This window comes from Pseudomonas sp. LBUM1656 (assembly GCF_059716065.1).
Window position 1 is genome coordinate 40861 of record NZ_CP166800.1, and the last position, 22933, is coordinate 63793.

At 59.3% G+C, this 22933-nt stretch carries 20 protein-coding genes; 7 read left to right on the forward strand and 13 right to left on the reverse strand.

Annotated elements, in window-relative coordinates:
- Positions 1-16: 16 nt before the first annotated feature.
- From ACA072_RS00195 to ACA072_RS00210, 4 genes are read left to right on the forward strand one after another with little or no spacing between them, the layout of a single operon-like run.
- Entirely contained in the window at positions 17-1165 is a 1149-nt protein-coding gene (locus ACA072_RS00195; protein ID WP_497622323.1) for an ABC transporter permease, read from the forward strand.
- A complete protein-coding gene (locus ACA072_RS00200) occupies positions 1162-1965 on the forward strand; it encodes an ABC transporter ATP-binding protein (protein ID WP_497622325.1) in 804 nt (267 codons plus the stop codon). Before ACA072_RS00195 ends, ACA072_RS00200 begins: the two co-directional genes overlap by 4 nt.
- A gap of 1 nt (position 1966) precedes the next feature.
- Entirely contained in the window at positions 1967-2905 is a 939-nt protein-coding gene (locus tag ACA072_RS00205) for an MlaD family protein (RefSeq protein WP_497622327.1), read from the forward strand.
- Positions 2902-3528, forward strand: coding sequence for an ABC-type transport auxiliary lipoprotein family protein (locus tag ACA072_RS00210; RefSeq protein WP_497622329.1), 627 nt, complete (start codon positions 2902-2904; stop codon positions 3526-3528). Before ACA072_RS00205 ends, ACA072_RS00210 begins: the two co-directional genes overlap by 4 nt.
- Before the next feature lie 135 nt (positions 3529-3663).
- Here the strand turns inward: ACA072_RS00210 and ACA072_RS00215 are convergent, their stop codons facing one another.
- The 5 genes from ACA072_RS00215 to ACA072_RS00235 all read right to left on the reverse strand — a co-directional run bounded on the left by ACA072_RS00215 (position 3664) and on the right by ACA072_RS00235 (position 8147).
- Positions 3664-4893 (reverse strand): nucleoside recognition domain-containing protein, encoded by a 1230-nt coding sequence (locus ACA072_RS00215; RefSeq protein ID WP_219094744.1) that lies wholly within the window; start codon positions 4891-4893, stop codon positions 3664-3666.
- 221 nt (positions 4894-5114) lie between these two features.
- The gene (gene gltP / locus ACA072_RS00220) at positions 5115-6446 is read right to left on the reverse strand and encodes a glutamate/aspartate:proton symporter GltP (protein WP_497622331.1); all 1332 of its coding nucleotides are present in this window, start codon (positions 6444-6446) and stop codon (positions 5115-5117) included.
- A 699-nt stretch (positions 6447-7145) separates the two neighbouring features.
- Positions 7146-7610: an inhibitor of vertebrate lysozyme family protein gene (locus tag ACA072_RS00225; protein WP_497622332.1), complete on the reverse strand. Its 465-nt coding sequence runs from the start codon at positions 7608-7610 to the stop codon at positions 7146-7148.
- Positions 7611-7612: 2 nt separating this feature from the next.
- Complete coding sequence (locus ACA072_RS00230) at positions 7613-7777, reverse strand: DUF1328 domain-containing protein (protein ID WP_003177151.1); 165 nt, start codon at positions 7775-7777, stop codon at positions 7613-7615.
- 82 nt (positions 7778-7859) lie between these two features.
- Complete coding sequence (locus tag ACA072_RS00235) at positions 7860-8147, reverse strand: hypothetical protein (protein ID WP_497622334.1); 288 nt, start codon at positions 8145-8147, stop codon at positions 7860-7862.
- A 443-nt stretch (positions 8148-8590) separates the two neighbouring features.
- On the opposite strand from ACA072_RS00235, the gene algB reads away from it, so the two are divergent.
- Together algB and ACA072_RS00245 are read left to right on the forward strand one after the other, a co-directional pair.
- The gene (algB, locus tag ACA072_RS00240) at positions 8591-9937 is read left to right on the forward strand and encodes a sigma-54-dependent response regulator transcription factor AlgB (RefSeq protein ID WP_010465602.1); all 1347 of its coding nucleotides are present in this window, start codon (positions 8591-8593) and stop codon (positions 9935-9937) included.
- A 7-nt stretch (positions 9938-9944) separates the two neighbouring features.
- Positions 9945-11732: a KinB sensor domain-containing domain gene (locus ACA072_RS00245; protein ID WP_497622336.1), complete on the forward strand. Its 1788-nt coding sequence runs from the start codon at positions 9945-9947 to the stop codon at positions 11730-11732.
- Positions 11733-11747: 15 nt separating this feature from the next.
- Here ACA072_RS00245 and ACA072_RS00250 read toward each other — a convergent pair whose 3' ends face one another.
- The 7 genes from ACA072_RS00250 to ACA072_RS00280 all read right to left on the reverse strand — a co-directional run bounded on the left by ACA072_RS00250 (position 11748) and on the right by ACA072_RS00280 (position 19013).
- Entirely contained in the window at positions 11748-13361 is a 1614-nt protein-coding gene (locus ACA072_RS00250; RefSeq protein WP_497622338.1) for an EAL domain-containing protein, read from the reverse strand.
- A gap of 75 nt (positions 13362-13436) precedes the next feature.
- The gene (locus ACA072_RS00255; protein ID WP_497622340.1) at positions 13437-14216 is read right to left on the reverse strand and encodes an N-acetylmuramoyl-L-alanine amidase; all 780 of its coding nucleotides are present in this window, start codon (positions 14214-14216) and stop codon (positions 13437-13439) included.
- Between the two features lie 103 nt (positions 14217-14319).
- A complete protein-coding gene (locus ACA072_RS00260; protein ID WP_497622341.1) occupies positions 14320-16332 on the reverse strand; it encodes a GGDEF domain-containing protein in 2013 nt (670 codons plus the stop codon).
- Positions 16333-17208 carry an endonuclease/exonuclease/phosphatase family protein gene (locus ACA072_RS00265; protein WP_497622342.1) on the reverse strand — a complete coding sequence of 292 codons (876 nt, stop codon included), beginning with the start codon at positions 17206-17208 and terminating at the stop codon, positions 16333-16335.
- Positions 17209-17222: 14 nt separating this feature from the next.
- Positions 17223-17864 carry a thiol:disulfide interchange protein DsbA gene (gene dsbA / locus ACA072_RS00270; RefSeq protein ID WP_497622343.1) on the reverse strand — a complete coding sequence of 214 codons (642 nt, stop codon included), beginning with the start codon at positions 17862-17864 and terminating at the stop codon, positions 17223-17225.
- 200 nt (positions 17865-18064) lie between these two features.
- The gene (locus ACA072_RS00275; RefSeq protein WP_497449606.1) at positions 18065-18676 is read right to left on the reverse strand and encodes a c-type cytochrome; all 612 of its coding nucleotides are present in this window, start codon (positions 18674-18676) and stop codon (positions 18065-18067) included.
- 46 nt (positions 18677-18722) lie between these two features.
- Entirely contained in the window at positions 18723-19013 is a 291-nt protein-coding gene (locus tag ACA072_RS00280; protein ID WP_017341757.1) for a c-type cytochrome, read from the reverse strand.
- Positions 19014-19204: 191 nt separating this feature from the next.
- Between ACA072_RS00280 and yihA the strand changes: the two genes are divergently transcribed.
- Entirely contained in the window at positions 19205-19849 is a 645-nt protein-coding gene (gene yihA, locus ACA072_RS00285) for a ribosome biogenesis GTP-binding protein YihA/YsxC (RefSeq protein WP_109627074.1), read from the forward strand.
- Between the two features lie 284 nt (positions 19850-20133).
- Here yihA and polA read toward each other — a convergent pair whose 3' ends face one another.
- The gene (polA, locus tag ACA072_RS00290; RefSeq protein ID WP_497622345.1) at positions 20134-22905 is read right to left on the reverse strand and encodes a DNA polymerase I; all 2772 of its coding nucleotides are present in this window, start codon (positions 22903-22905) and stop codon (positions 20134-20136) included.
- Positions 22906-22933: the final 28 nt, after the last annotated feature.

Here is a 22933-nt window from a genome sequence, read left to right on the forward strand (position 1 = left end):
AACAAGCACGGAGCTTATGACCAGCAGCACAATGGCCGGCAATGCCCAGCTAGACGCCTCTCACTCCCCTGCACAACTGCGGGTCACGGGTGACTGGACGCTCGCCCATTACGCCGTTCTCAAAGACCTGAGCGAAAAACTCCGCGGCCAATACGACGACAGCGCGCACATCGACCTCAATGGACTCGGTGCACTGGATACGGCCGGTGCGTCGCTGCTGGTCGAATTGCTCGGGGCCGAGCGTTTGGGCCGGTCCGCCGAACATCCCGATTGCACGTTGTCCCCTCCCGACCGCGCCTTGTTGCAGACGGTTTATTGCTCGCTCAGCGACTTCTGCGTGCCGATCAAGGAACCGGAAATCAGCGTCGGCATTCAGCTGCTGACCCGCATCGGCCGTGCGGTTGACACTGTTTGGCAGGACACCCTGCAACTGCTGGGCTTTGTCGGCCTGATCCTCGAAACCATCGCACGCGGGCTGTTTCGCCCCAAGCGCTGGCGCATCACGCCAATGGTGGCGCACATCGAACAGACCGGCCTCGACGCCGCGCCTATCGTGGCCTTGCTGACCTTTTTGGTCGGTGCCGTGGTGGCGTTTCTCGGCGCGACGGTATTGGCGAGCTTCGGCGCGAGCATTTTCACCGTGGACCTGGTGGCGTTCTCCTTCCTGCGCGAATTCGGTGTGTTGCTGACTGCGATCCTGATGGCCGGCCGTACCGCCAGTGCGTTCACGGCGCAGATCGGCTCAATGAAGGCCAACGAAGAAATTGATGCCATCCGCACACTCGGTCTCGATCCGATGGAGTTGCTGGTGGTACCACGGGTTTTGGCGTTGCTGGTGGCGCTGCCGATGCTGACCTTTCTGGCGATGCTTTCGGGGATTATCGGCGGTGGCGTAGTGTGCGCCGTGTCGCTGGATATTTCGCCGGCGATGTTCCTGTCGTTACTGCAAACCGATATCGGCGTTCAGCACTTTCTGGTGGGGATCGTCAAAGCGCCGATCTTCGCCTTCCTGATCGCTGCGATCGGTTGCCTTGAAGGCTTCAAGGTCAGTGGCAGCGCCGAGTCCGTTGGTGCGCACACCACGTCGAGCGTGGTGCAGTCGATTTTCGTGGTGATTGTGCTCGATGCTGTAGCCGCGCTGTTTTTCATGGAGATGGGCTGGTGAGTCGTCTACCCCGAGCGCCCTCCGAGGCGGTGATCGAAGTCCGTGGGCTGTGCAATCGCTTCGGCAGCCAGAGCGTGCACGAGAACCTCGATCTGGATTTGTACAAAGGTGAAATCCTCGCCGTGGTCGGCGGTTCCGGCAGCGGGAAATCGGTGCTGCTGCGCAGCATCGTCGGCTTGCGCCAGCCCAGCGAAGGGATGGTGAAGGTCTTCGGCAAGAACCTGCCTACTCTGCCCGAACACGAGCGCTCGATGGTCGAGCGGCGCTTCGGCGTGCTGTTCCAGAAAGGCGCCCTGTTCTCTTCGCTGACCGTGACCGAGAACGTCGCCCTGCCCCTGATCGAACACGCTGGCCTGAGCCGTGAAGACGCCGAGCACCTGGCGGCGGTGAAACTGGCGTTGGCCGGGCTGCCGCTGTCGGCGGCGGACAAATACCCTGCCTCGCTGTCCGGCGGCATGATCAAGCGCGCGGCGCTGGCCCGCGCCCTGGCGCTGGACCCGGACATCCTGTTTCTCGACGAACCCACCGCCGGCCTCGACCCGATTGGCGCTGCAGCCTTCGATCAATTGATCCTGACCCTGCGCGATGCCTTGGGCCTGAGTGTGTTTCTGGTGACCCATGACCTCGACACGCTTTACACCATCACCGACCGGGTGGCGGTGCTGGCGCAGAAGAAAGTGCTGGTGGCGGACGCCATCGACAAGGTCTCGGAAACCGACGATGCGTGGATTCACGAATACTTCCATGGCCCTCGCGGCCGCGCGGCGCTGACGGCCGCTCAACAGTTGAACGAGGTCTGACATGGAAACCCGAGCCCATCATGTATTGATCGGCCTGTTCACCGTGATTGTGGTGGCAGGCGCCCTGCTCTTCGGTCTGTGGCTGGCCAAGTCCAGCGTCGACACCGAGTTCAAGGACTACGAAGTCGTCTTCAACGAGGCGGTCAGCGGCTTGTCCAAGGGCAGCGCCGTGCAATACAGCGGGATCAAGGTCGGCGACGTGGTGACGTTGCGCCTGGACCCGAAAGACCCGCGCCGGGTGCTGGCGCGAATTCGCCTGGGCGGCGATACGCCGATCAAGGAAGATACCCGGGCGATATTGGCACTGACCGGGATTACCGGCACCTCGATCATTCAGCTCAGCGGCGGTACGCCGCAAAGTCCGAACCTCAAGGGTAAAGACGGCCATCTGCCGGTGATTATTGCGTCACCCTCGCCTATCGCTCGTTTGCTGAATGACAGCGGCGACCTGATGGCCGGCGTGAACACGCTGATGCATAACGCCAACCTGATGTTTTCCACGGAGAACGTCGAGCGCATCAGCCAGACGCTGGAACATCTGGAACAAACCACCGGCACTATCGCCGACCAGCGCGGCGATATTCGTCAGGCGATGCAGCAACTGGCCTCGGTCGGCAAGCAGGCCAGTGCGATGCTGGAACAGACATCAGCGCTGATGCGTAACGCCAACGGCCTGCTCAACGATCAGGGCAAGCAGATGTTCGGCAGCGCCGAGCAGGCGATGAAGTCGCTGGAGCAAAGCAGCGCGACCATCAACACATTGCTCACCAACAACCAGGATTCGCTGAACAGTGGTATGCAGGGCCTCAATGGCCTGGCGCCGGCGGTGCGCGAACTGCGCGATACCCTGACGTCGTTGCGGGCCATCTCCCAACGCCTGGAAGCCAACCCCAGCGGTTACTTGCTGGGCAATGACAAGAACAAGGAGTTCACGCCATGAAGCTTGCGACCCTCGCCCTCCTCGCCGGCTTCGCGTTGGTCAGCGCTTGCTCTATCCTGCCCAAGTCCGAGCCGTCCGATGTCTATCGCTTGCCTTCGGCCCAGAGCGGCGCATCGGCCAGTCACGGCACGCCGCAACGCTGGTCGCTGCGCCTGACCAAGCCACAGGCCAGCGAAGCGCTGAACAGCCCGAAAATCGCCGTGATCCCGCAAGGTGATCTGATCAGCAGCTACGCCGCCTCGCGCTGGAGCGATCCGGCGCCGGTGTTGCTGCGTAATCGGCTGCTGGATGGTTTCCAGCGGGACGGTCGGGTGCCGTTGCTGAGCACCGATGACAGCAACTTCCAGGCAGATCTGGAATTGGGCGGAAGCTTGCAGGCGTTCCAGACTGAATACCAAGGCACCGCCGCCAGCGTGGTCGTGCGCCTGGATGCTTTGCTCGTGCGCGGGTATGACCAGCGCATCCTCGCCAGTCGCCGCTTTGAAGTGCGTCAGCCATTGAGCGACGTGAAGGTGCCGGCGGTGGTGATCGGGTTTGGCCAGGCCAATGATAAGTTGACGGCGCAGGTGGTGAGTTGGGCGGTTGAGCAAGGGCAGAAAGTCGCGCCGCCGCCCCGCCCTTGAAGCCAACACAAACCTAATGTGTGAGCGAGCTTGCTCGCGAATGCGGTGGGTCATTCAGCAATGATGTTGACTGACACATCGCATTCGCGAGCAAGCCCGCTCCCACAGGGTTTTTCTCCACAGTGGTTTTTGTGGTTATCCGAAGAACCAGTAGCAAACGCCGATGGCGCCGAGGACGCCGGCAAGCTCCGCCAGCAACGCACACCCCACCGCATGCCGCGCCCGTTGAATCCCCACTGCTCCGAAATACACCGCTAGCACGTAGAACGTCGTTTCAGTACTGCCCTGAATCGTCGCTGCGACCAGCGCCGGGAAGCTGTCTACCCCGGATGTCTTCATGGTTTCGATCAGCATCGCCCGCGCGGCGCTGCCGGAAAACGGCTTGACCATCGCCGTCGGCAGCGCATCGACGAAGCGCGTGTCCCAACCGGCCCACTCCACCAGATGCCGAATCCCGTCCAGACCAAAGTCCAGCGCCCCCGACGCGCGCAGCACGCCGACGGCGCACAGCATCGCCACCAGATACGGCAGCAGATTCTTGGCCACGTCGAAGCCTTCCTTGGCGCCTTCGACGAACGCTTCGTAGACCTTCACTTTGCGCAACGCGCCGATCACCAGAAACAGCATGATCAGCCCGAACAGGGTCAGGTTGCCGAGGATCGATGACAGGCCGGCCAGGGCGGTCGCCGAGAGCGTCGCCAGCAGCGCCATGAAGCCGCCGAGGGCCAAGGCGCCGGGAATCAGATAGGCGAGCACCACCGGGTCCCACAGCCGCAGACGTTGCATGAACGCCACCGACAGCAAGCCCACCAGTGTCGAACAGCTTGTTGCCAGCAGGATGGGCAGAAACACCAGCGTCGGATCGGGCGCACCTTGCTGGGCGCGGTACATGAAGATCGTCACCGGCAGCAGGGTCAGGGAGGAGGCGTTAAGCACCAGGAACAGAATTTGTGCGTTGCTGGCGATGGTGGCGCTGGGGTTGAGCTCTTGCAGCGCCTTCATGGCTTTGAGGCCGATCGGCGTGGCGGCGTTGTCCAGGCCCAGGCCGTTGGCGGCGAAGTTCAGCGTGATCAGGCCGATGGCCGGGTGACCGGCCGGTACTTCCGGCATCAGGCGCAGGAACAAGGGGCCCAGTGCCTTGGCCAGCCACTCGACGATCCCGGCCTTCTCGGCGATTCGCAGGAAGCCCAGCCACAGGGTCAGGGTGCCGAACAGCAGGACCATGACCTCGACGGATAACTTGGCCATGGCGAAAATGCTTTCCACCATCGCCGCGAAGATCCCGGCGTTGCCGCCGATCAGCCATTGCGCCAGCGCCGAAACGGCAGCCACGATGAAGAAGCCAAGCCACAGGCCATTGAGCATCAGTTAAATCCCCCGAAGAATGCGGCGAATGATAGCGGGGTGTGCAGAAACGACAAACCCCGGATTTCTCCGGGGTTTGTTTGTGTGGCTTGCTCGGGTCACTGTGGGAGCCAGCCTGCTGGCGATGAGGCCGGCACGTTCAACATCTCTGTTGTTTGTTACACCGCTATCGCCAGCAGGCTGGCTCCCACATAAAAGCCAGACTCCACAGGGTTCAGCTATCAGTTGCTGGAGACTTCACCCACCGGCAATTTTTCCTTGCTGCGCCAGTGCGGCAGCGAGTTCCAGTAGCGCTGACCCTTGGCGTCGTCGTACATGCCTTCCCAACGGGAGATGACCAGCACGGCCAGGGCGTTACCGATCACGTTCAAAGCGGTACGCGCCATGTCCATGATGCGGTCGACACCGGCGATGAACGCCAGGCCTTCCAGCGGAATACCCACGCTGCCCAAGGTAGCCAGCAGCACCACGAAGGACACGCCCGGTACGCCGGCGATGCCTTTGGAGGTCACCATCAGCGTCAGCACCAGCAGCAATTGCTGGCTGATCGACAGGTCGATGCCGTAGAGCTGGGCAATAAAGATCGCCGCGATGCTCTGGTACAGGGTCGAACCGTCGAGGTTGAACGAGTAACCGGTCGGCACCACAAAGCTGCAAATCGCTTTCGGCGCGCCGTAGGCTTCCATTTTCTCGATCACGCGCGGGAGTACGGTTTCAGAGCTGGCGGTGGAATAAGCCAGAACCAGCTCATCCTTGAAGATGCGCATCAGCTTGATCACCGAGAAGCCGAACAGCTTGGCAATCAGGCCGAGGATGACAAAGGCGAAGAAGGCGATGGCGACGTAAACCAGGATCACCAGTTTGGCCAGCGGCACCAGGGAGGCGAAACCGAAGTTGGCCACGGTCACTGCGATCAGTGCAAACACGCCGATCGGGGCGTAGTTCATGATCATGTGGGTGACTTTGAACATGCTTTCCGAGACGCCCTGGAACATCTTCACCAGCGGCTCGCGCAGGTCCGATTGCAGGCTCGACAGGCCGAGACCGAACAGCACGGAGAAGAAGATGATCGGCAGCATCTCGCCGCGGGCCATGGCCGCGAAGATGTTCGACGGGATCAGGTTGAGGATGGTTTCGATGAACGCGTGTTCATGCTGAACCTCGGCCGCCGTCGCCTGGTACTTGGAAATATCCACGGTACCCAGGGTGCTCATGTCGATGCCGGTGCCCGGATGGAACACGTTGGCCAGCAACAGACCGACCACAATGGCGATGGTGGTGACGATCTCGAAGTAGATGATGGTCTTGAGGCCGATACGCCCGAGTTTCTTCGCATCGCCTACGCCAGCGATGCCGACGATCAACGAGGAGATGACGATCGGGATCACGATCATCTTGATCAGACGGATAAAGATATCGCCTGCCGGTTGCAGGACGTTGCTGATCCACCAGGCTTTTTCGGCACTGAAATGGTTGAGCAGCGCACCGATTGCTATCCCCAGAACCAGACCGATGAGGATCTGCCAGGCGAGGCTGAGCTTTGCCTTCTTCATATCTTTACCCTTACTTGCGTTTGACTCAGGCGAATGCAAGAACTGGAACGCTCGTGGCGAAAAAGTCTGTGCATCTGCCCCCGTATAAGGTGCCCCGGAGCGCTTTGTTTCGGCTCTCTGGCAGGCGAAAAAAGGCGCAACTATTCCGATGCAAGGAAGCGACGTCTAATGCCGTAAACGCCTACCCTATGCCGAATCGGCATGAGCTTTTTTAATTGAAACTCGCGTCCCAACCGGTTCGAATACGACATTTCGGCAGGCATAAGTGCCGTGAACCGGTCATTTCAGAGGAGGTTGGTTGTTTTTTAAACAGTTGAATTTACGACGAAATTTCGGAAAAAGCCTATGTTTTCCAGCGAAAACTCCTCAGCTGAAAGTCGAAGGTTTCTCGATATACGGTCGTGAAGAAATACCGCGAAACGGTTTTGCGGGGAATATGCAGCAGAAGGGAATGAGCGAAGTGCTCTAGATCAACGTTTTGCACGTTGAAGCTCTTCGCAAGTCCGTCGAGCCACTCGGGGCTGGCGAACTTGCGTCGCAGCTTTATTACCTGACCCGGCCCTTGCGCAGACACTCCATGTGCCCGTAGGTCACTCCGCCGCTGAAACAGGCAGAACGTCCCGACCCCTTGGTCATGCGTCTACCTTCCTCGGGTAGCGCACTGGAAAGAAGCGATGCTGCTCCTTTCGTGTTTCAAACTCAGTACCACTTAGGATCTTTCTTGAGCTGTTCCATCAACAGATCCTGCATGCCCTGGTCCGGTTTCCCGAGGAAGCGATAGTCGGCATGTCGCGTGGGCGATTTGTCGGCTGGCAGTCCTGCGGGCACTTCGACCAGCATGGCGTACGCGTCCTTTTTGTCGAAGCTGAAGGCCACGATCAAGCGTTTGTTCAGGCACGTCGGTTGCGTTTCGCAAAGCGGCCCGACCAGGTACTTGTCGCCATCTTCTTCAACTGCATTCATTTGCTCGGAATCGCCAGAAAGGTTCATCACCCATTCCGGCAGCCGCTCTTCCTTTTTAACGACTTTAGTCCAGGTTTCACGGTACTGCGGGTCCGAATTCAACAATTCGCTGGCCCGCGTCTGGCCATCATTGGCCGCCATCGCGATGGCACTGCCGCCCAGAAGCAGGGCGGCTGCCAATGTCTTTACAAAAACGCTCATATTCAGCCTCGACCGCGACGGCCAAAGAAGAACGAAGCAATGAACATCACCAGGAACACGACAAAGAGAATCTTGGCGATACCCGTGGCGGTGCCCGCGATACCACCGAAGCCCAGTACGGCGGCGATGATGGCAATGATCAAGAATGTGATTGCCCAGCTCAACATGGTGATTCTCCTTACGCTTCTATATTAGAAATGCATCTTGTGGTGCTTTTCCCGGCGCATCGAGCGCGCCAGGTTCGGTTGCTCAGAACACCCAACGTTCCTGACGGGGCATCTCATCCACAGGCTGAGCCTGGTCGACGTCCATCATTCGCATCGGGGCGAGGTCAGCCTGGTGGCTGCTGACGGCGCTGAAGTGGGTCTGGGTTGCACGTTGAATCGACACCTGCGGCGCCTCGGGTTGCTGGCTCTGTTCCCACAGAAGGAACTGCTGGCCTGCGATCAGCGTGATCAACAGCGCCAGGATGCCAAACAGGCCTTGCTGGATATGCAACGGCGAGATGCGCAATGGGGCGACACGTTGGCGATTCATCCTGAAACTCCTCCCACTCTGGTGGTGATCTTGTTCGCGGGCGACGTTTCAAAATGGCCCTGATTACCTAGGTTATTGCAGCCTGCATGCCAGTTTTTTTATAGAAAAAAATCCTTAAAAATCAACTAGTTATCTTGTGTGAGAAAAACATGATAGACGCATCCTGCACGATGGGCCGCGCAGGGTCGTGCGTATTGCACGATCAGTTCGCGAGAACTTTGATTATTTTTGAATTGAGAGGAGGGCGCAGATGTCAGAAAAGGACGTGGCTAATCGCTTGAAAAGCGGATTTTTACTAAAAAACCAGCAAAATCAGCCCATTAGCTAATGGGTGAGTAGAGAGCTACCCTGCCATGGCTGGAATGGATCAGAATCAACCATGCAACTTGCCCGATTTTTCCGGGACTAAATCAAAAATCATTCGTTTAAAGGAGCGCGGGAACATGGAATCAGCCACTGAGCATCAAGGCCGTATTCTGCTGGTGGATGATGAGTCCGCCATTCTGCGAACCTTCCGTTATTGCCTCGAAGACGAAGGCTATAGCGTGGCCACCGCGAACAGTGCGGCACAGGCCGATGCTTTGCTGCAACGCCAGGTGTTTGATCTGTGCTTCCTCGATCTGCGCCTGGGTGAGGACAATGGCCTGGATGTGCTGGCCCAGATGCGCATTCAGGCCCCCTGGATGCGGGTGGTAATTGTCACCGCTCACTCGGCCGTGGACACCGCCGTGGATGCGATCCAGGCCGGTGCCGCCGACTACCTCGTCAAACCTTGCAGCCCCGACCAACTGCGCCTGGCAACTGCCAAGCAACTGGAAGTTCGGCAGCTTTCGGCGCGCCTGGAAGCCCTTGAAGGCGAAGTACGTAAACCCAAGGACGGCCTGGATTCCCACAGCCCGGCCATGAAAGTGGTACTTGAAACGGCACGCCAGGTCGCCAGTACCGATGCCAACATTCTGATTCTCGGTGAGTCCGGTACGGGTAAAGGTGAACTGTCCCAGGCCATTCACGGCTGGAGCAAGCGTCAGAAGAAATCCTGCGTCACCATCAACTGCCCATCCCTGACTGCTGAATTAATGGAAAGCGAACTCTTCGGCCACAGCCGAGGCGCGTTCACAGGCGCCAGCGAAAGCACTCTGGGACGCGTCAATCAGGCGGATGGCGGTACGTTGTTTCTCGACGAGATCGGCGATTTTCCCCTGACGTTGCAACCCAAGTTGCTGCGTTTCATCCAGGACAAGGAATACGAGCGCGTCGGCGATCCGGTGACACGCCGCGCCGATGTGCGAATCCTCGCGGCGACCAACCTGAACCTCGAAGACATGGTGCGCGACGGCCGTTTCCGAGAGGACCTGCTCTATCGCCTGAACGTCATCACGTTGCACTTGCCGCCACTGCGCGAGCGCCGGGAAGACATTCTGAACCTGGCCGACCGTTTCCTGGCTCGCTTCGTCAAGGAATACGCGCGTCCGGCACGGGGTTTCAGCGATGAGGCCCGGGAAGCGTTGCTGGGTTATCGCTGGCCCGGCAACATTCGCGAGCTGCGTAACGTGGTGGAGCGGGCGAGCATTATCTGCCCACAGGAACGGGTCGAGATCAGTCACCTTGGGATGGCAGAGACCCCGACCAACAATGCGCCGCGTATTGGTGCGGCGTTGAGCCTGGATGAATTGGAGAAAGCCCACATTGGCGCCGTCCTCGCCACCGCCGATACGCTGGATCAGGCGGCCAAGACCCTCGGCATCGATGCCTCGACCCTGTACCGCAAACGCAAGCAGTACAACCTGTGAGCCGACAATGAAACTGGCGATGAAGCTGCGGACTCGGCTGTTTCTGAGTATTTCGGCGCTGATCACTGTGGCGCTGCTCGGGCTCTTGCTCGGGCTCGTCAGCGTGATGCAGATGGCCGGCACCCAGGAAGTGTTGGTTCGCAACAATTTTGTCTCGCTGGACCTGGGGCTGAAATTGCGTCAGACCCTGGGTGATCAGCTCATGATCATGATCGACGAAAAGCCCGATCCCGCAGCGTTCCAGGCTTCCAGGCAGCATTACCTCGAGCTGCTGGAAGAAGGCATCACGCTTCAGCATTCCAGCAACAGCGGCTACGGGTTCAATCAGGCCAAGGCTGACTACCTCGACTTTCTTCAGGTCTACGATCAGACCCAGTCGCCGACGCCTGCATTGAGTGGAAACGCGGCACTGGCGGAAAAATTCAATACCCTGCGCAGCGGTCTGGTCTCCGAACAGAAGCGCGCACTGGATAACATCAACGACACTGAGCGCCAGGCCCGAGAACGCGCACTGCTGATTGCCGGGCTGCTCGGGTTGGTGGGGTTGGCGGTGTTGATCATCGGTTTCATGACTGCCCATGCGATCGCCAGGCGGTTTGGCGCTCCGATCGAAGCGTTGGTCCAGGCCGCTGACGACATCGGCCAAGGTAATTTCGAAGTGACCCTGCCGGTTTCCTCCGCCGAGGAAATGAACCAGCTGACCAAGCGCTTCGGCATCATGGCCGAGGCGCTGCGCGAGCATCAGGCGATGAATATCGACGAACTGCTCGCCGGTCAGCAGCGTTTGCAGGCTGTACTCGACAGCATCGACGATGGATTGCTGATGATCGACCGCGAAGGCCATCTGGAGCACCTCAACCCAGTGGCCCAGCGTCAATTGGGTTGGGACACCGACCGACTCGGTCAGGGGCTGGGCACGGCGCTTGAGCGTCCCGAACTGGATGAGCAGCTGCAACTGGTGCTGCGCGGCGGGACCCTGGAGCGGGCGCCGGAAGACTTGAGCATCGAGGTCGACGGTGAGTCGCGGTTGCTGACTTACAGCCTGACTCCGGTCAGCCATACGCAGGGCCACATTCTCGGCGCCGTGATGGTGCTGCATGACGTTACCGAACAGCGGGCATTCGAACGGGTGCGCAGCGAATTCGTGTTGCGCGCCTCCCATGAGTTGCGCACCCCGGTGACGGGAATGCACATGGCCTTCGGTCTGTTCCGCGAGCGCGCGAAATTTCCTGAGGACTCCCGCGAAGCCGATTTGCTGGACACCGTGAATGAAGAAATGCAGCGCTTGATGCAACTGATCAACGACCTGCTGAATTTCTCGCGCTACCAGAACGGGTTGCAGAAACTTTCGCTGGCGCCATGTTCCATTGAAGCGTTGCTGGAGCAGGCTCAGGCACGCTTTGCCGGGGCTGCAGCGTTGAAGGGCATCGAGTTGGTGGTGGAAGTGCAGGGGCCTTTACCCAGGTTGCAGGCCGACCAGGCGCAATTGGACCGGGTGCTTGATAACCTGATCGATAACGCTTTGCGCCATACCGCCCAGGATGGGCTGATACGGTTGCAGGCGCGGCGCCATGGTGAGCGGGTGATTATCAGCGTGGAAGACAACGGTGAAGGCATCGCCTACGGTCAGCAGGGGCGGATTTTCGAGCCCTTCGTCCAGGTCGGCCGCAAGAAGGGCGGTGCCGGACTTGGTTTGGCGCTGTGCAAGGAAATCGTGCAGTTGCATGGCGGACGGATGGGCGTTTATTCGCGGCCGGGGCAGGGGACGCAGTTCTACATGGCACTGGCAGTTTAAACCGCTGCAGTCTCTTCAGGCTTCATCATCCAGGCGTCGATTGTTCCGCCGGCGACCACGGGTAATCAGTTCGATGAACTGCACGGCGCTCAGGGCATGGGCGAACAACCAGCCCTGGCCGTACTTCACCCCTTCGCTGCTCAGAAATGCTGCTTGCGCTTCATGTTCTATGCCCTCGGCAATCACCCTGAGTTGAAGGGCCTGGGCCATGTGAATGATGTGCGGTGCCACGCCGCTGCTGGCGGCATCATGGCCCAGGGCATCTATGAACGCCTTGTCGATTTTCAGGCAGTCCACCGGCAGGGTTTGCAGGTAGGCGAGGCTGCAATAGCCGGTGCCGAAATCATCGATCAGCACCTGATGCCCGACATCGCGCAATGCTTGCAGGTTTTCTCTGGCCACCACCACATCGATCAAGCCCCGCTCAGTCACCTCGAAGGCAATCTGCTTCGCCGCGACCCGGTGCAGGGTCAGCAGACGTGCCATCACCTGGCCGATACGCGGCACCATGACGTCGCAAGCTGCAAGGTTGACGGAAATGTACAACTGCGGATTGGCGCGCAGCAGTTGCCCGAGTTGTTCGAGGAGTCGCTGCAATACGAAGTCGGTCATCTGGCGAATCTGGCCGGTGTTTTCCGCCATCGGGATAAACAGGTCGGGGCTGGTCAGGGTGCCGTCCGGTCTTCGCCAGCGCAGCAAGGCTTCGGCCCCGACACAGTTGCGGCTGTCGAGATCGAAGATCGGCTGATAAAGCACCTGCAATTCGCCGCGTCGAATGGCGCCGTTCAGTTCGGCGTCCAGTGACTGACGCTGGCGCACCAGCAGAAACACCATGAACCCGACGAAGATACCCAGCGCCAGGCTGGCCGGTAGCAGCCACCACCACACGGCCGGCACATGCATGTTCGTGCGCGGGGTGATCAGCACCAATTGGTATTCGGGATTGTTGGTGGGCATACGGTAAATCAAGCGAGTTTGTGTCACTTGCAGCGCATCGCGGTTTGTCAGGGGCCAGGATTCTGTGGGGGGCCAGACCTGTGCGACACCGAGGACAGGGATCGCACGGGTGCCATGGGAGAGCACCACCAGCAGGCTGCTCCCCGGGGACAGATCGACCATATCGGTCAAATGGCCGCGAGAGGTCGCGACCCGAAAGTTGCCGCGTCCAAGCATCAACGCAGCGCGGTTTTCATCAGGTTCGGTGGTGGTGTTCAGCCAATAGCTGTAGGTGGGCCCCTTGATGTCCGGCGGTCGACTCAGCGACAGCCCCTCCTGGCGAGGGCGGTTCGAGCAGATCCGCGAGGCATCCATATAGGCGGCTTCGTAAACGAAGCGGTAGTTGAAGCTGACCTGTTGCAAGGTTGCGATCATTTCATCATCGCAGCCACGCAGGGGTTGGGCTTCCAGATCGTCGAGGCTTTCACGTAGTTGCCCGAATAGTTGCTCCAACCGGGCGAGGAAGCGCTCGCCCTGGGCATTCATTTCCTGGCTTTCTCTCTGCTCGACCTGATGCATCGCTAAAAACAGGCTGGCGGCCATCAATAACGTTGCGCTCAAGGCAGCAGCCAGCATCGCCAAAAACCAGGGGCGATAGAACCAGCTACGAAGCGTCTCTCGAGCTACAGTCATTATGGATATCCGAAGAATTACCAATGAGTTATAGCTGCTGATTGAGAAAAAGCCCTTACCGTCGGGCGGGCGTCATTATTTTGTCTGATTCAATACTTGCAGGAGCGCCGCCGTCTGAGCGTCGGGTGTGCCGTCGAATCGGGTGGGGCGGAAGTGCATCTGAAAGGCCGCCAGTACATGGCGCGTGGCGACATCAAGCTCGCCCGTTTGTGGCGTGGCGTAACCCAGTCGCGCCAGCTGTCCCTGATACCAGCTGGCGCTCGGCAGTTCTGCTGCGAACCGGGCCTGCTGGCGCGCGACGGCCTGCTCGTTTGGCCAGACGCCTATGCCTTCGGCGGCCAGGCGTTTCCAGGGGAACAGCGGGCCGGGATCGAGCTTGCGCAGCGGCGCGATGTCGCTATGGCCGATGATGGAGCTCGGGTGGATGTTGTAACGCTTGCTGATGTCCTTGAGCAGGAAGATCAGCGACTGAACCTGATCTTCACTGTACGGGTACCAGAGGCGTCCCGTCGGCGTGTCCTTGAAGCCAGGATTGACGATCTCGATGCCGATGGAGCTGGAGTTCAACCAGGTCCGGCCTTGCCATTCGCTTTCGCCTGCGTGCCAGGACCGAAGATTTTCATCCATCAGCTTATAGATGGTGGCGCCTTTGTCGTCACCGATCAGGTAGTGACTGCTGACCTCACCTTGGGTGAGCAATTGCAGCGAGCGTTCGAGCGACGCGGAGGTGTAATGCACCACCACGAACTGAATACGACTGTCGTGATTGGCGGAAGGGTGGCTGGTGTCGATCCGCGGGCCGCTGGCACATCCGGCCAACAGGAGCAGCGACACAATGAGAGCAAGACATTTCATGGCAGGAGGCAATACACGCAAGTCAGTAATGCAACAGTGTAACGTACTGACTTGCGCGCAGAGGGCAAAAGCGCTGTTTTAAATAAAATGGAACAATTGGCTGTCAGCCAGCTTCGACTCGGTTGCGACCGGCATTTTTTGCCCGGTATAACGCCTGATCGGCTCTTTTAAGCACAAAGTCGCTATGTTCTCCTGATTTGAAGGCGCTAAAACCCATGGAAATGGTAATGGTCACCCGCTCGCCTTTGAAGTGGAACGGGCAGGCTTCAATTGATGCGCGCAAGGTTTCCAGCAGCTTTGCGCCATTTACCGGTGAGGTGTCGGGCATCAGCAAGACAAACTCCTCACCCCCGAACCGCGCAATGAAATCCGTCCCGCGCAGGCGTTTGCGCAACACGCTGGCAATAATCTTCAGCACCTTGTCACCCGCCAGGTGGCCGTAGTTATCGTTGATGCGTTTGAAATGGTCGAGGTCGAGCATCGCCAGCAACAGGGTATTGCCGTGTTGCTGCCAGTGGCGGACTTCGTGCTCCAGCCGTTCACTCCAGGCCGCCCGATTGGGCAGGCTGGTCAGTGGATCGATCAGGGCTTTCTGCCGTTGTTCTTCAAGGTGTTCACGGTAGCCCAGCGCTTCCTGTTCCATGTGCGCCACACGTTCGGCCAGGCTGTGGAGCCGAGCTGCGACTTCCTGCTCTCGTTCGTCGCGCTGTTTCTGGTGTTGATCCATGGTGCCAAGCAGGCCTTCGAGATGGTTCTCCAGGACGTGCTTGAGGTCGTCCAGGTCCGCCGCTTCCTGCATGCTGCTCTGCAGGCCATCGACTTGCTCGCGAATCTGCGTATCCATCTCGCGCGCCGCAGAGCGGTTGTCGGCATGTCCGTCGCTGGCCGCTTGCAAGTTGCTCTGGAACGATTCGAGACGTTCGTTGAGTTGCTGCAGGTAAGCTTCGAACTCGTGCTGACCGCTGTCGGTGATCGCCAGCATCAACGTCGCCAGATCGTCGAGGATCGGGATTAATTCATACCAGTTCAAACCGTTTTGTAGGCGATCACGCATCGCTTCAGCTTGCGGTCGATGGCGTTCGGGCAGCGTCAGTTCGTCGAGCAGGCCCAGCAGCGTGTCTTCGATGTGCTTGGCGACAGAGCTGTAGGACGGCTCGGGTGAATCGGGCAGGGCGTAGACGATATCCTCAGGCTCGAGGTGCTCCGCTTCAGCGGCCACCGGGATCAGTTCATCCGGATTGATTACCTGTTGCACCGGCTCGACTGGCGAAATGTTCGCAAGTGTTGGTTCTGCCGGCTCTTCGATGGTCGGCAGAGGTTCAACAGTTGGCGCAGGCGGAGTCTCCGGCTGGAGCACAGGCGGGACAAACGCCACCACTACAGGAGCAGGTTCCGTGGCGTGTATTTCCAGTGAATCAGGGGTTACAGCGGCGGGTTCGACGTCGATTACCGTCGGCTGCACGGCTGGCTGCAGCTCGGCCATGGGTGCGAGATCAACCGCTACGTGCGGGACATCGGCGATCGTTTCGACAATTTGCTGGGGCGCTGCGTGTGCCGCAGGAGCGACGATCTGCGGCGCGGCTTCATCCGCTTCCCGGTTACCGAACAGTCGCTGCAGGAAACCGGGGCGATCAGGTTCTGCCGGCGTATCGAGTTGACGCAAGGCTTTGCCTTGCAGGCCACTCAGCTCGCTGAGCAGCAACGGAAGTTCACGGGCCTGGCTGACTCGGCTGTCCAGTTGTTTGGCAAAGTTTTTCAACGGACGACTGACTTCGCGAGGCAGCGGCAGTGTTTGCAATTGAGTCACCAGCGCATTCAGTGCGGCGCTGGTTTGATTGACCCGGGTTTCCCGGCGCTGCTCGGAATCGAGTACGGCTTTTTCCAGACGCGGAAGCAGGGCGGCCAGGCCGGCGTCCATGTCATCGGTGCGCACCACTTCACGCATTTCTTTCATGCACAGGTCAACGGCGCGATCGGTGCCTTCTGCGGCCAGGGTGCTACGCACCAGTCCGCGGCGCAGCAAGTCGAGCCGGGCATCCCATCGGCGTTCGAGCTTTTCCTGTTGTTCGATGCTTTTGAGGTATTTCTCTTTCCAGCGCTGTGTTTCGTCGCTCATTCAAGGGATCCGCGAAGGGGCAGGACTCAACGCGGGGAACGCATCGGCCGTGAGCGAACCCGGCAGACGAATCTCTACCGCGACGGGCAGGTGATCTGAAATCGGTTGTGCCAGCACTTCGAACTTTTCAAGGGTCAGCGTGGGGCTGAGCAAAATATGGTCCAGGCAGCGCTGCGGGCGCCAGCTGGGAAAGGTCGCTTCCAGTTGCGGCGCGAGCAGGCCGAGGTCACGCAACGGAGAGTTCTGCAGCAAATCACTGGCATGGGTGTTCATGTCGCCCATCAGCACCTGGTGCTTGTAACCACCGATCAACTCACGGATGTAAGCCAGTTGCATGCTGCGGGCCCGAGCGCCCAGCGCCAGGTGCATCATCACCACCACCAACGCTTCCGGACCTTCGCCGAAACGCACGAGGATGGCCCCACGACCCTTGGGCCCTGGCAGCGGATGATCTTCAATCGCCCACGGGCGCAGGCGGCTGAGCACGCCATTGCTGTGCTGGCCGAGGCGACCGAGATTGCGATTGAGTTGTTGATACCAGTACGGGAAAGCGCCGAGTTGCGCCAAGTGTTCAACCTGATTGACGTAGCCTGATCGCAGGCTGCCGCCATCGGCTTCCTGCAAGGCGACCAGATCGAAGTCGCCCAGCAGATTGCCGATCTTTTGCAGATTGTCGGCACGCCCGGTGTGCGGCAGCACATGCTGCCAGCCTCGGGTCAGGTAGTGCCGATAGCGCTCGGTACTGATGCCGACCTGGATGTTGAAGCTGAGCAGACGCAGACGGCTGTCTGCGGGCAAGCCCGTCGATTCCAGATGATGCTCGTTGACCCGCGGATCATGCAGGCCAACGACGCGTTCAGTACCCCAGCGGCGCATGGCAGTCGCCGCGCTTAGTTGGCAGCAGCCTTGTTAGCCGCTCGCTCTTTGTCGACCAGTTTGTCGGCCAGTTGCAGAGCTTGTTCGGCGCCGCCGGCAGAACCTACATCAAAGCGATACTTGCCGTTGACGACCATGGTTGGAACGCCGGAAATTTCATATTTCTTTGCAAGTTCTTTGGCTTTGTTGATCTGGCCTTTGATGGCAAAGGAGTCAAAGGTCGCCAGGAACTTGTCCTTGTCTACGCCTTGAGTGGCCAGGAAGTCGGCCATTTCATTCTTGTCGACCAGCTTCTTGTGTTCTTTCTGGATTGCATTGAATACCGCAGCGTGAACCTTGTTCTCGACGCCCATGGCTTCAAGGGTCAGGAACATTTGGCCGTGTGCATCCCATGGGCCGCCGAACATGGCAGGGATGCGGACGAAGTTCACATCGGAAGGCAGTTTCTCGACCCAAGGATTGATCACCGGCTCAAACGCGTAGCAATGCGGGCAGCCGTACCAGAACAGCTCCACGACTTCGATCTTGCCAGGCACGGCGACCGGAACCGGATTGCTCAGTTCGACATAAGGGGCGGCGGGTGCTTCGGCGGCTTGGGCAGTCATGCCGAACAGGCTGGCAGCGACGAGTGCGGCGCTGATGATCAAATTACGCATGCTTTACTCCTGGACAATTTTGGTCGCCTCGCGCGACCTGTTTTCAGACAGGTCCTGGCGGGCTTGAGTTCTGTAGTGTAACGGCAGCGGCCACAAAAAAGGGCGGCCTGAGCCACCCTTTTTATACTTGCTGCGACGGATTAATAGAGCGTTAACGTTGCAGGAGATGTACGTCCCGCGCGACGCCCCATTCGCCGGTCTTAGTGCAGGCCCTGAATGTAGCTGGACACCGCGGCGATATCTTCGTCGCTCAGCTTTTTGGCAATGCTTTGCATCGGTTTGGTATCGCCATCGTTGGCGCGGCCGCCTTCTTCTTTGCGGAAGTCGGTCAGTTGCTTGGCTACATACTGAGCATGCTGGCCACCCAGGTGCGGGAAGCCCGCAGCTGCGTTGCCCTTGCCGTCCGGCGAGTGGCAGCCGGTGCAGGCTGGCAGGCCCTTGGCCAGGTCGCCACCACGGAACAATGCTTCACCGCGAGACACGACTTTCGGGTCGGCGGCGCCAACGCTGCCTTTCTGGCTGGCGAAGTAGGCGGAGATATCAGCCAGGTCCTGATCGCTCAGGTTGGTCAACAGGCCGGTCATTTCCAGAACGGTGCGTTTGCCGGACTTGATGTCGTGCAGCTGCTTGTTCAGATAACGCTCGCCCTGGCCTGCCAGTTTCGGAAAGTTAGGCGCCATGCTGTTGCCATCCGGGCCATGACAGGCGCCACAGACTGCGGCTTTCGCCTGGCCAGCTGTTGCATCACCTGCAGCATGGGCAATGCCGGAGATCCCCACGGTCAACAGCAGACTCACGATCAATTTGTTCATCAGCTAATCCAACTACGGCTAAGGGTTAAAGAGTTATGGACCGGGATCACTCGCTCATCCACTGGATGATGGCTTGGTAATCCTCGGCACTGCAGTCCATGCACAAACCACGCGGCGGCATCGCCTTGAAACCCTGGGTCACGTGTTGCACCAGCGTCTCCATACCTTTCGCCAACCTCGGCGTCCAAGCTTCCTGATCGCCCTTTCTGGGCGCCATGGGTAGTTGGCCGGAATGACAGGCACCACAAACACGGTTGTACACAGCTTCCGGATCCTGTGTAGCCTGAGCGCTGTAAAGCGGCATCAAGACACCGGCAGCTAGCAGCCATTTCGTCATAAAACGACCTTTTCAGGGTTGAGAGCGTTCTGCGTTCTAATGCGCAATTAAGGTCAATCGCTCTCGTGAACTTCATCCTACGCTGGGACAAAGCGCACACAAAATCTGCGGCATTATATACTGGCGTCACTGAAACGGAAACGACACCGCTTGCCGCGTCCATTCCCGGCGCCGCCCACATCGGAAATCCCATGCAACTCAAGAACCCCATCCTCGGCCTGTGCCAACAGTCCACCTTCATGCTCAGCGCTGCCAAAGTCGACCAATGTCCCGACGACGAAGGCTTTGAAGTGGCCTTTGCCGGTCGTTCCAACGCCGGCAAATCCAGTGCGTTGAACACTTTGACGCACGCCAGCCTGGCGCGGACCTCGAAAACCCCGGGTCGCACGCAGCTCTTGAACTTCTTCAAGCTAGACGATGATCGTCGTCTGGTCGACCTCCCGGGTTACGGTTACGCGAAAGTACCTATCCCGTTGAAACTTCACTGGCAGCGTCACCTGGAAGCTTATCTGGGTGGTCGCGAGAGCTTGAAAGGTCTGATTCTGATGATGGACATCCGTCATCCAATGACTGACTTCGACCTGTTGATGCTCGATTGGGCTGTCGCCAGCGGCATGCCGATGCACATTTTGCTGACCAAAGCCGACAAGCTGACCTACGGCGCGGCGAAAAACGTCCTGCTCAAGGTCCAGACAGACATCCGCAAAGGGTGGGGCGATGCGATCAGCATCCAGCTGTTCTCGGCGCCAAAACGCATGGGCCTGGAAGACGCCTACACTGTACTGGCAGGCTGGATGGAACTGGCGGACAAGGGCTCCGAGGTTGCCCAGCAATAAATCGCAGGCAAAAAAAACCCCGGACTTCTTATGGGGAGGGGGAAGTTCCGGGGTTCAAGTTCCGGACCGCTAGGGCGGGGTCCAGATATCTGCCAACACTTAACACAACATAGGAGCATCGAAGGGCTTCACCAGCCATTCAGTAACTCTGAGTGGCAGTTCACAGGTTTAGTTCCGGCGTTTCAGAAACCATTCGAAATAAGTTTGATTTCTTTCCGAAATAAGGGCCCTTCAGCCTTCTGCTGCGGCGCTATGCCGCAGCAGAAATCGCCTTTTCAGACGGCTCAGTGAGCCTCATCCCAATTGTTTCCTACGCCAACTTCGACCAGTAGCGGAACATCCAGTTTCACAGCGTCGCTCATGTGTGCACGAATTTCATCGCGGACCTGATCGACCAGATCTTCACGCACCTCAAGCACCAATTCATCGTGCACCTGCAGGATGACTTTGGCGTCGAGACCCGATGAGGTCAGCCAGTTATCCACCGCCACCATGGCTTTCTTGATGATGTCCGCCGCCGTGCCTTGCATTGGCGCGTTGATCGCCGTGCGTTCGGCACCTTTGCGCAGGGCCGGGTTTTTCGCGTTGATCTCCGGCAGGTACAGGCGACGGCCGAAGATCGTCTCGACAAAGCCTTGCTCGGCCGCCTGGGCGCGGGTGCGTTCCATGTATTCCAGAACACCCGGGTAGCGGGCGAAATAACGGTCGATATACGCCTGGGATTGCTTGCGATCAACGCCGATCTGCTTGGCCAGGCCAAACGCGCTCATGCCGTAGATCAAGCCGAAGTTGATCGCCTTGGCGCTGCGACGCTGGTCGGTGGTGACGTCGGCCAGTTCCACGCCGAATACTTCGGCGGCGGTGGCCTTGTGCACGTCCAGGTCATTGCGGAACGCGTGAAGCAACCCTTCGTCCTTGGCCAGGTGCGCCATGATCCGCAGTTCGATCTGCGAGTAGTCCGCCGCCAGCAGCTTGTAGCCTTTAGGCGCGACGAACGCCTGACGAATCCGACGCCCTTCGGCAGTGCGGATCGGAATGTTCTGCAAGTTCGGATCGCTGGAAGACAAACGCCCGGTCGCCGCGACCGCCTGATGATAAGACGTGTGAATCCGGCCGGTGCGCGGGTTGATCTGCTCCGGCAGACGATCGGTGTAAGTGCTTTTCAGCTTGCTCATCGAGCGGTACTGCATCAGCACCTTGGGCAGCGGGTAATCCTGCTCGGCCAGTTCCGCCAGCACGGCTTCGGCGGTGGACGCCTGGCCCTTGGCGGTTTTGCTGAGGATCGGCAGGCCGAGTTTTTCGTACAGGATCACGCCCAATTGCTTCGGCGAGCCAAGGTTGAATTCCTCACCGGCGATGGCGAATGCCTCACGCTCCAGTGCGACCATTTTGTCGCCCAGCTCAACGCTTTGAATGCCCAGCAGGTTGGCATCGACCAATGCGCCCTGGCGTTCGATTCGCGCGAGGACCGGCACCAGCGGCATTTCGATTTCGCTCAGGACTTTGCTCAGGCTCGGGATGGCATTGAGCTTTTCCTGCAAGGTTTGATGCAGGCGCAGCGTGACATCGGCGTCCTCGGCGGCATAAGGCCCGGCCAGTTCCAGCGAGATCTGGTCAAACGTCAGCTGCTTGGCACCCTTGCCGGCGATGTCCTGGAAGCTGGTGGTGGTGTGGTTCAGGTACTTGAGCGCCAGGCTGTCCATGTCGTGTCGGGTCGCGGTGGAATCCAGCACGTAGGATTCGAGCATGGTGTCGAACGCGATGCCTTGCACGGTGATGCCGCAGTTCTGGTCGCCACCGATGGCGCAGTTGGCCAGGATGTTCATGTCGAACTTGGCGTGCTGGCCGACCTTGAGTTTGTTCGGGTCTTCCAGAATCGGCTTCAGCGCGCGCAGCACGGTGTCGCGATCGAGCTGATCCGGCACGCCCATGTAGGAATGGGTCAGCGGGATGTAGGCCGCTTCGTTGGCCTGTACAGCAAACGACAGGCCGACCAGTTGCGCCTGTTGCGCATCGATGCCGGTGGTTTCAGTATCGAAGGCGATCAGCTTGGCGTCGTTGAGTTTCTTCAGCCACAGGTCGAAATCGGCTTGGGTGAGGATCGTGGTGTACTTGAGTTCAGTCTCGACAGCGGCTTCTTCAACCACCGGAGCGGCGACTTCCTGACCGGAACGCTTGGCGTCGCGCTGGTTGTCCTCGAACCAGCTCTTGAACTCCAGCAGGGTGTAGAGCTCGGCGAGTTTGTCGTGATCCGGCTGGCCCATTTGCAGGTCGTCGAGGCCGATATCCAGCGGCACGTCGATCTTGATGGTTGCCAATTGATAGGAGAGGAACGCCATCTCCTTGTGCTCTTCGAGCTTGGCCGGCAGGGTCTTGGCGCCGCGAATCGGCAAGGTCGGGACGATGTCGAGCTGTGCATACAGCTCGGTCAGGCCGCCGTTAACGCCGACCAGCAGGCCGGAAGCAGTCTTCGGACCAATGCCCGGAACGCCCGGAATGTTGTCGGAAGAATCGCCCATCAGTGCCAGGTAATCGATGATCTGCTCGGGAGCGACGCCGAATTTCTCCTTCACGCCGTCCACGTCCAGCGCGCTACCGGTCATGGTATTGACCAAGGTAATGTGGCCGTCGACCAGTTGCGCCATGTCCTTGTCGCCGGTGGAGATCACCACCGGGCGGTCAGCCGCCGCGCTGCTGCGGGCCAGCGTGCCGATCACGTCATCGGCCTCGACGCCTTCAACGCACAGCAGCGGGAAACCGAGGGCGATCACGCTCTGGTGCAGGGGTTCGATCTGCACGCGCATGTCATCCGGCATGCTCGGGCGGTTGGCCTTGTATTCGGCGTACATGTCATCGCGAAAAGTCCCACCCTTGGCGTCGAACACCACGGCGAACGGACTGTCCGGGTACTGCTTGCGCAGACTCTTGAGCATGTTCAACACGCCTTTGACCGCTCCGGTCGGCAGACCCTTGGAAGTGGTCAGTGGCGGCAGCGCGTGAAAGGCGCGGTACAGGTAAGAAGAACCGTCCACCAGGACGAGGGGGGCTTGGCTCATGAGCAGGATCAACCTTTTCGGCGGGTCC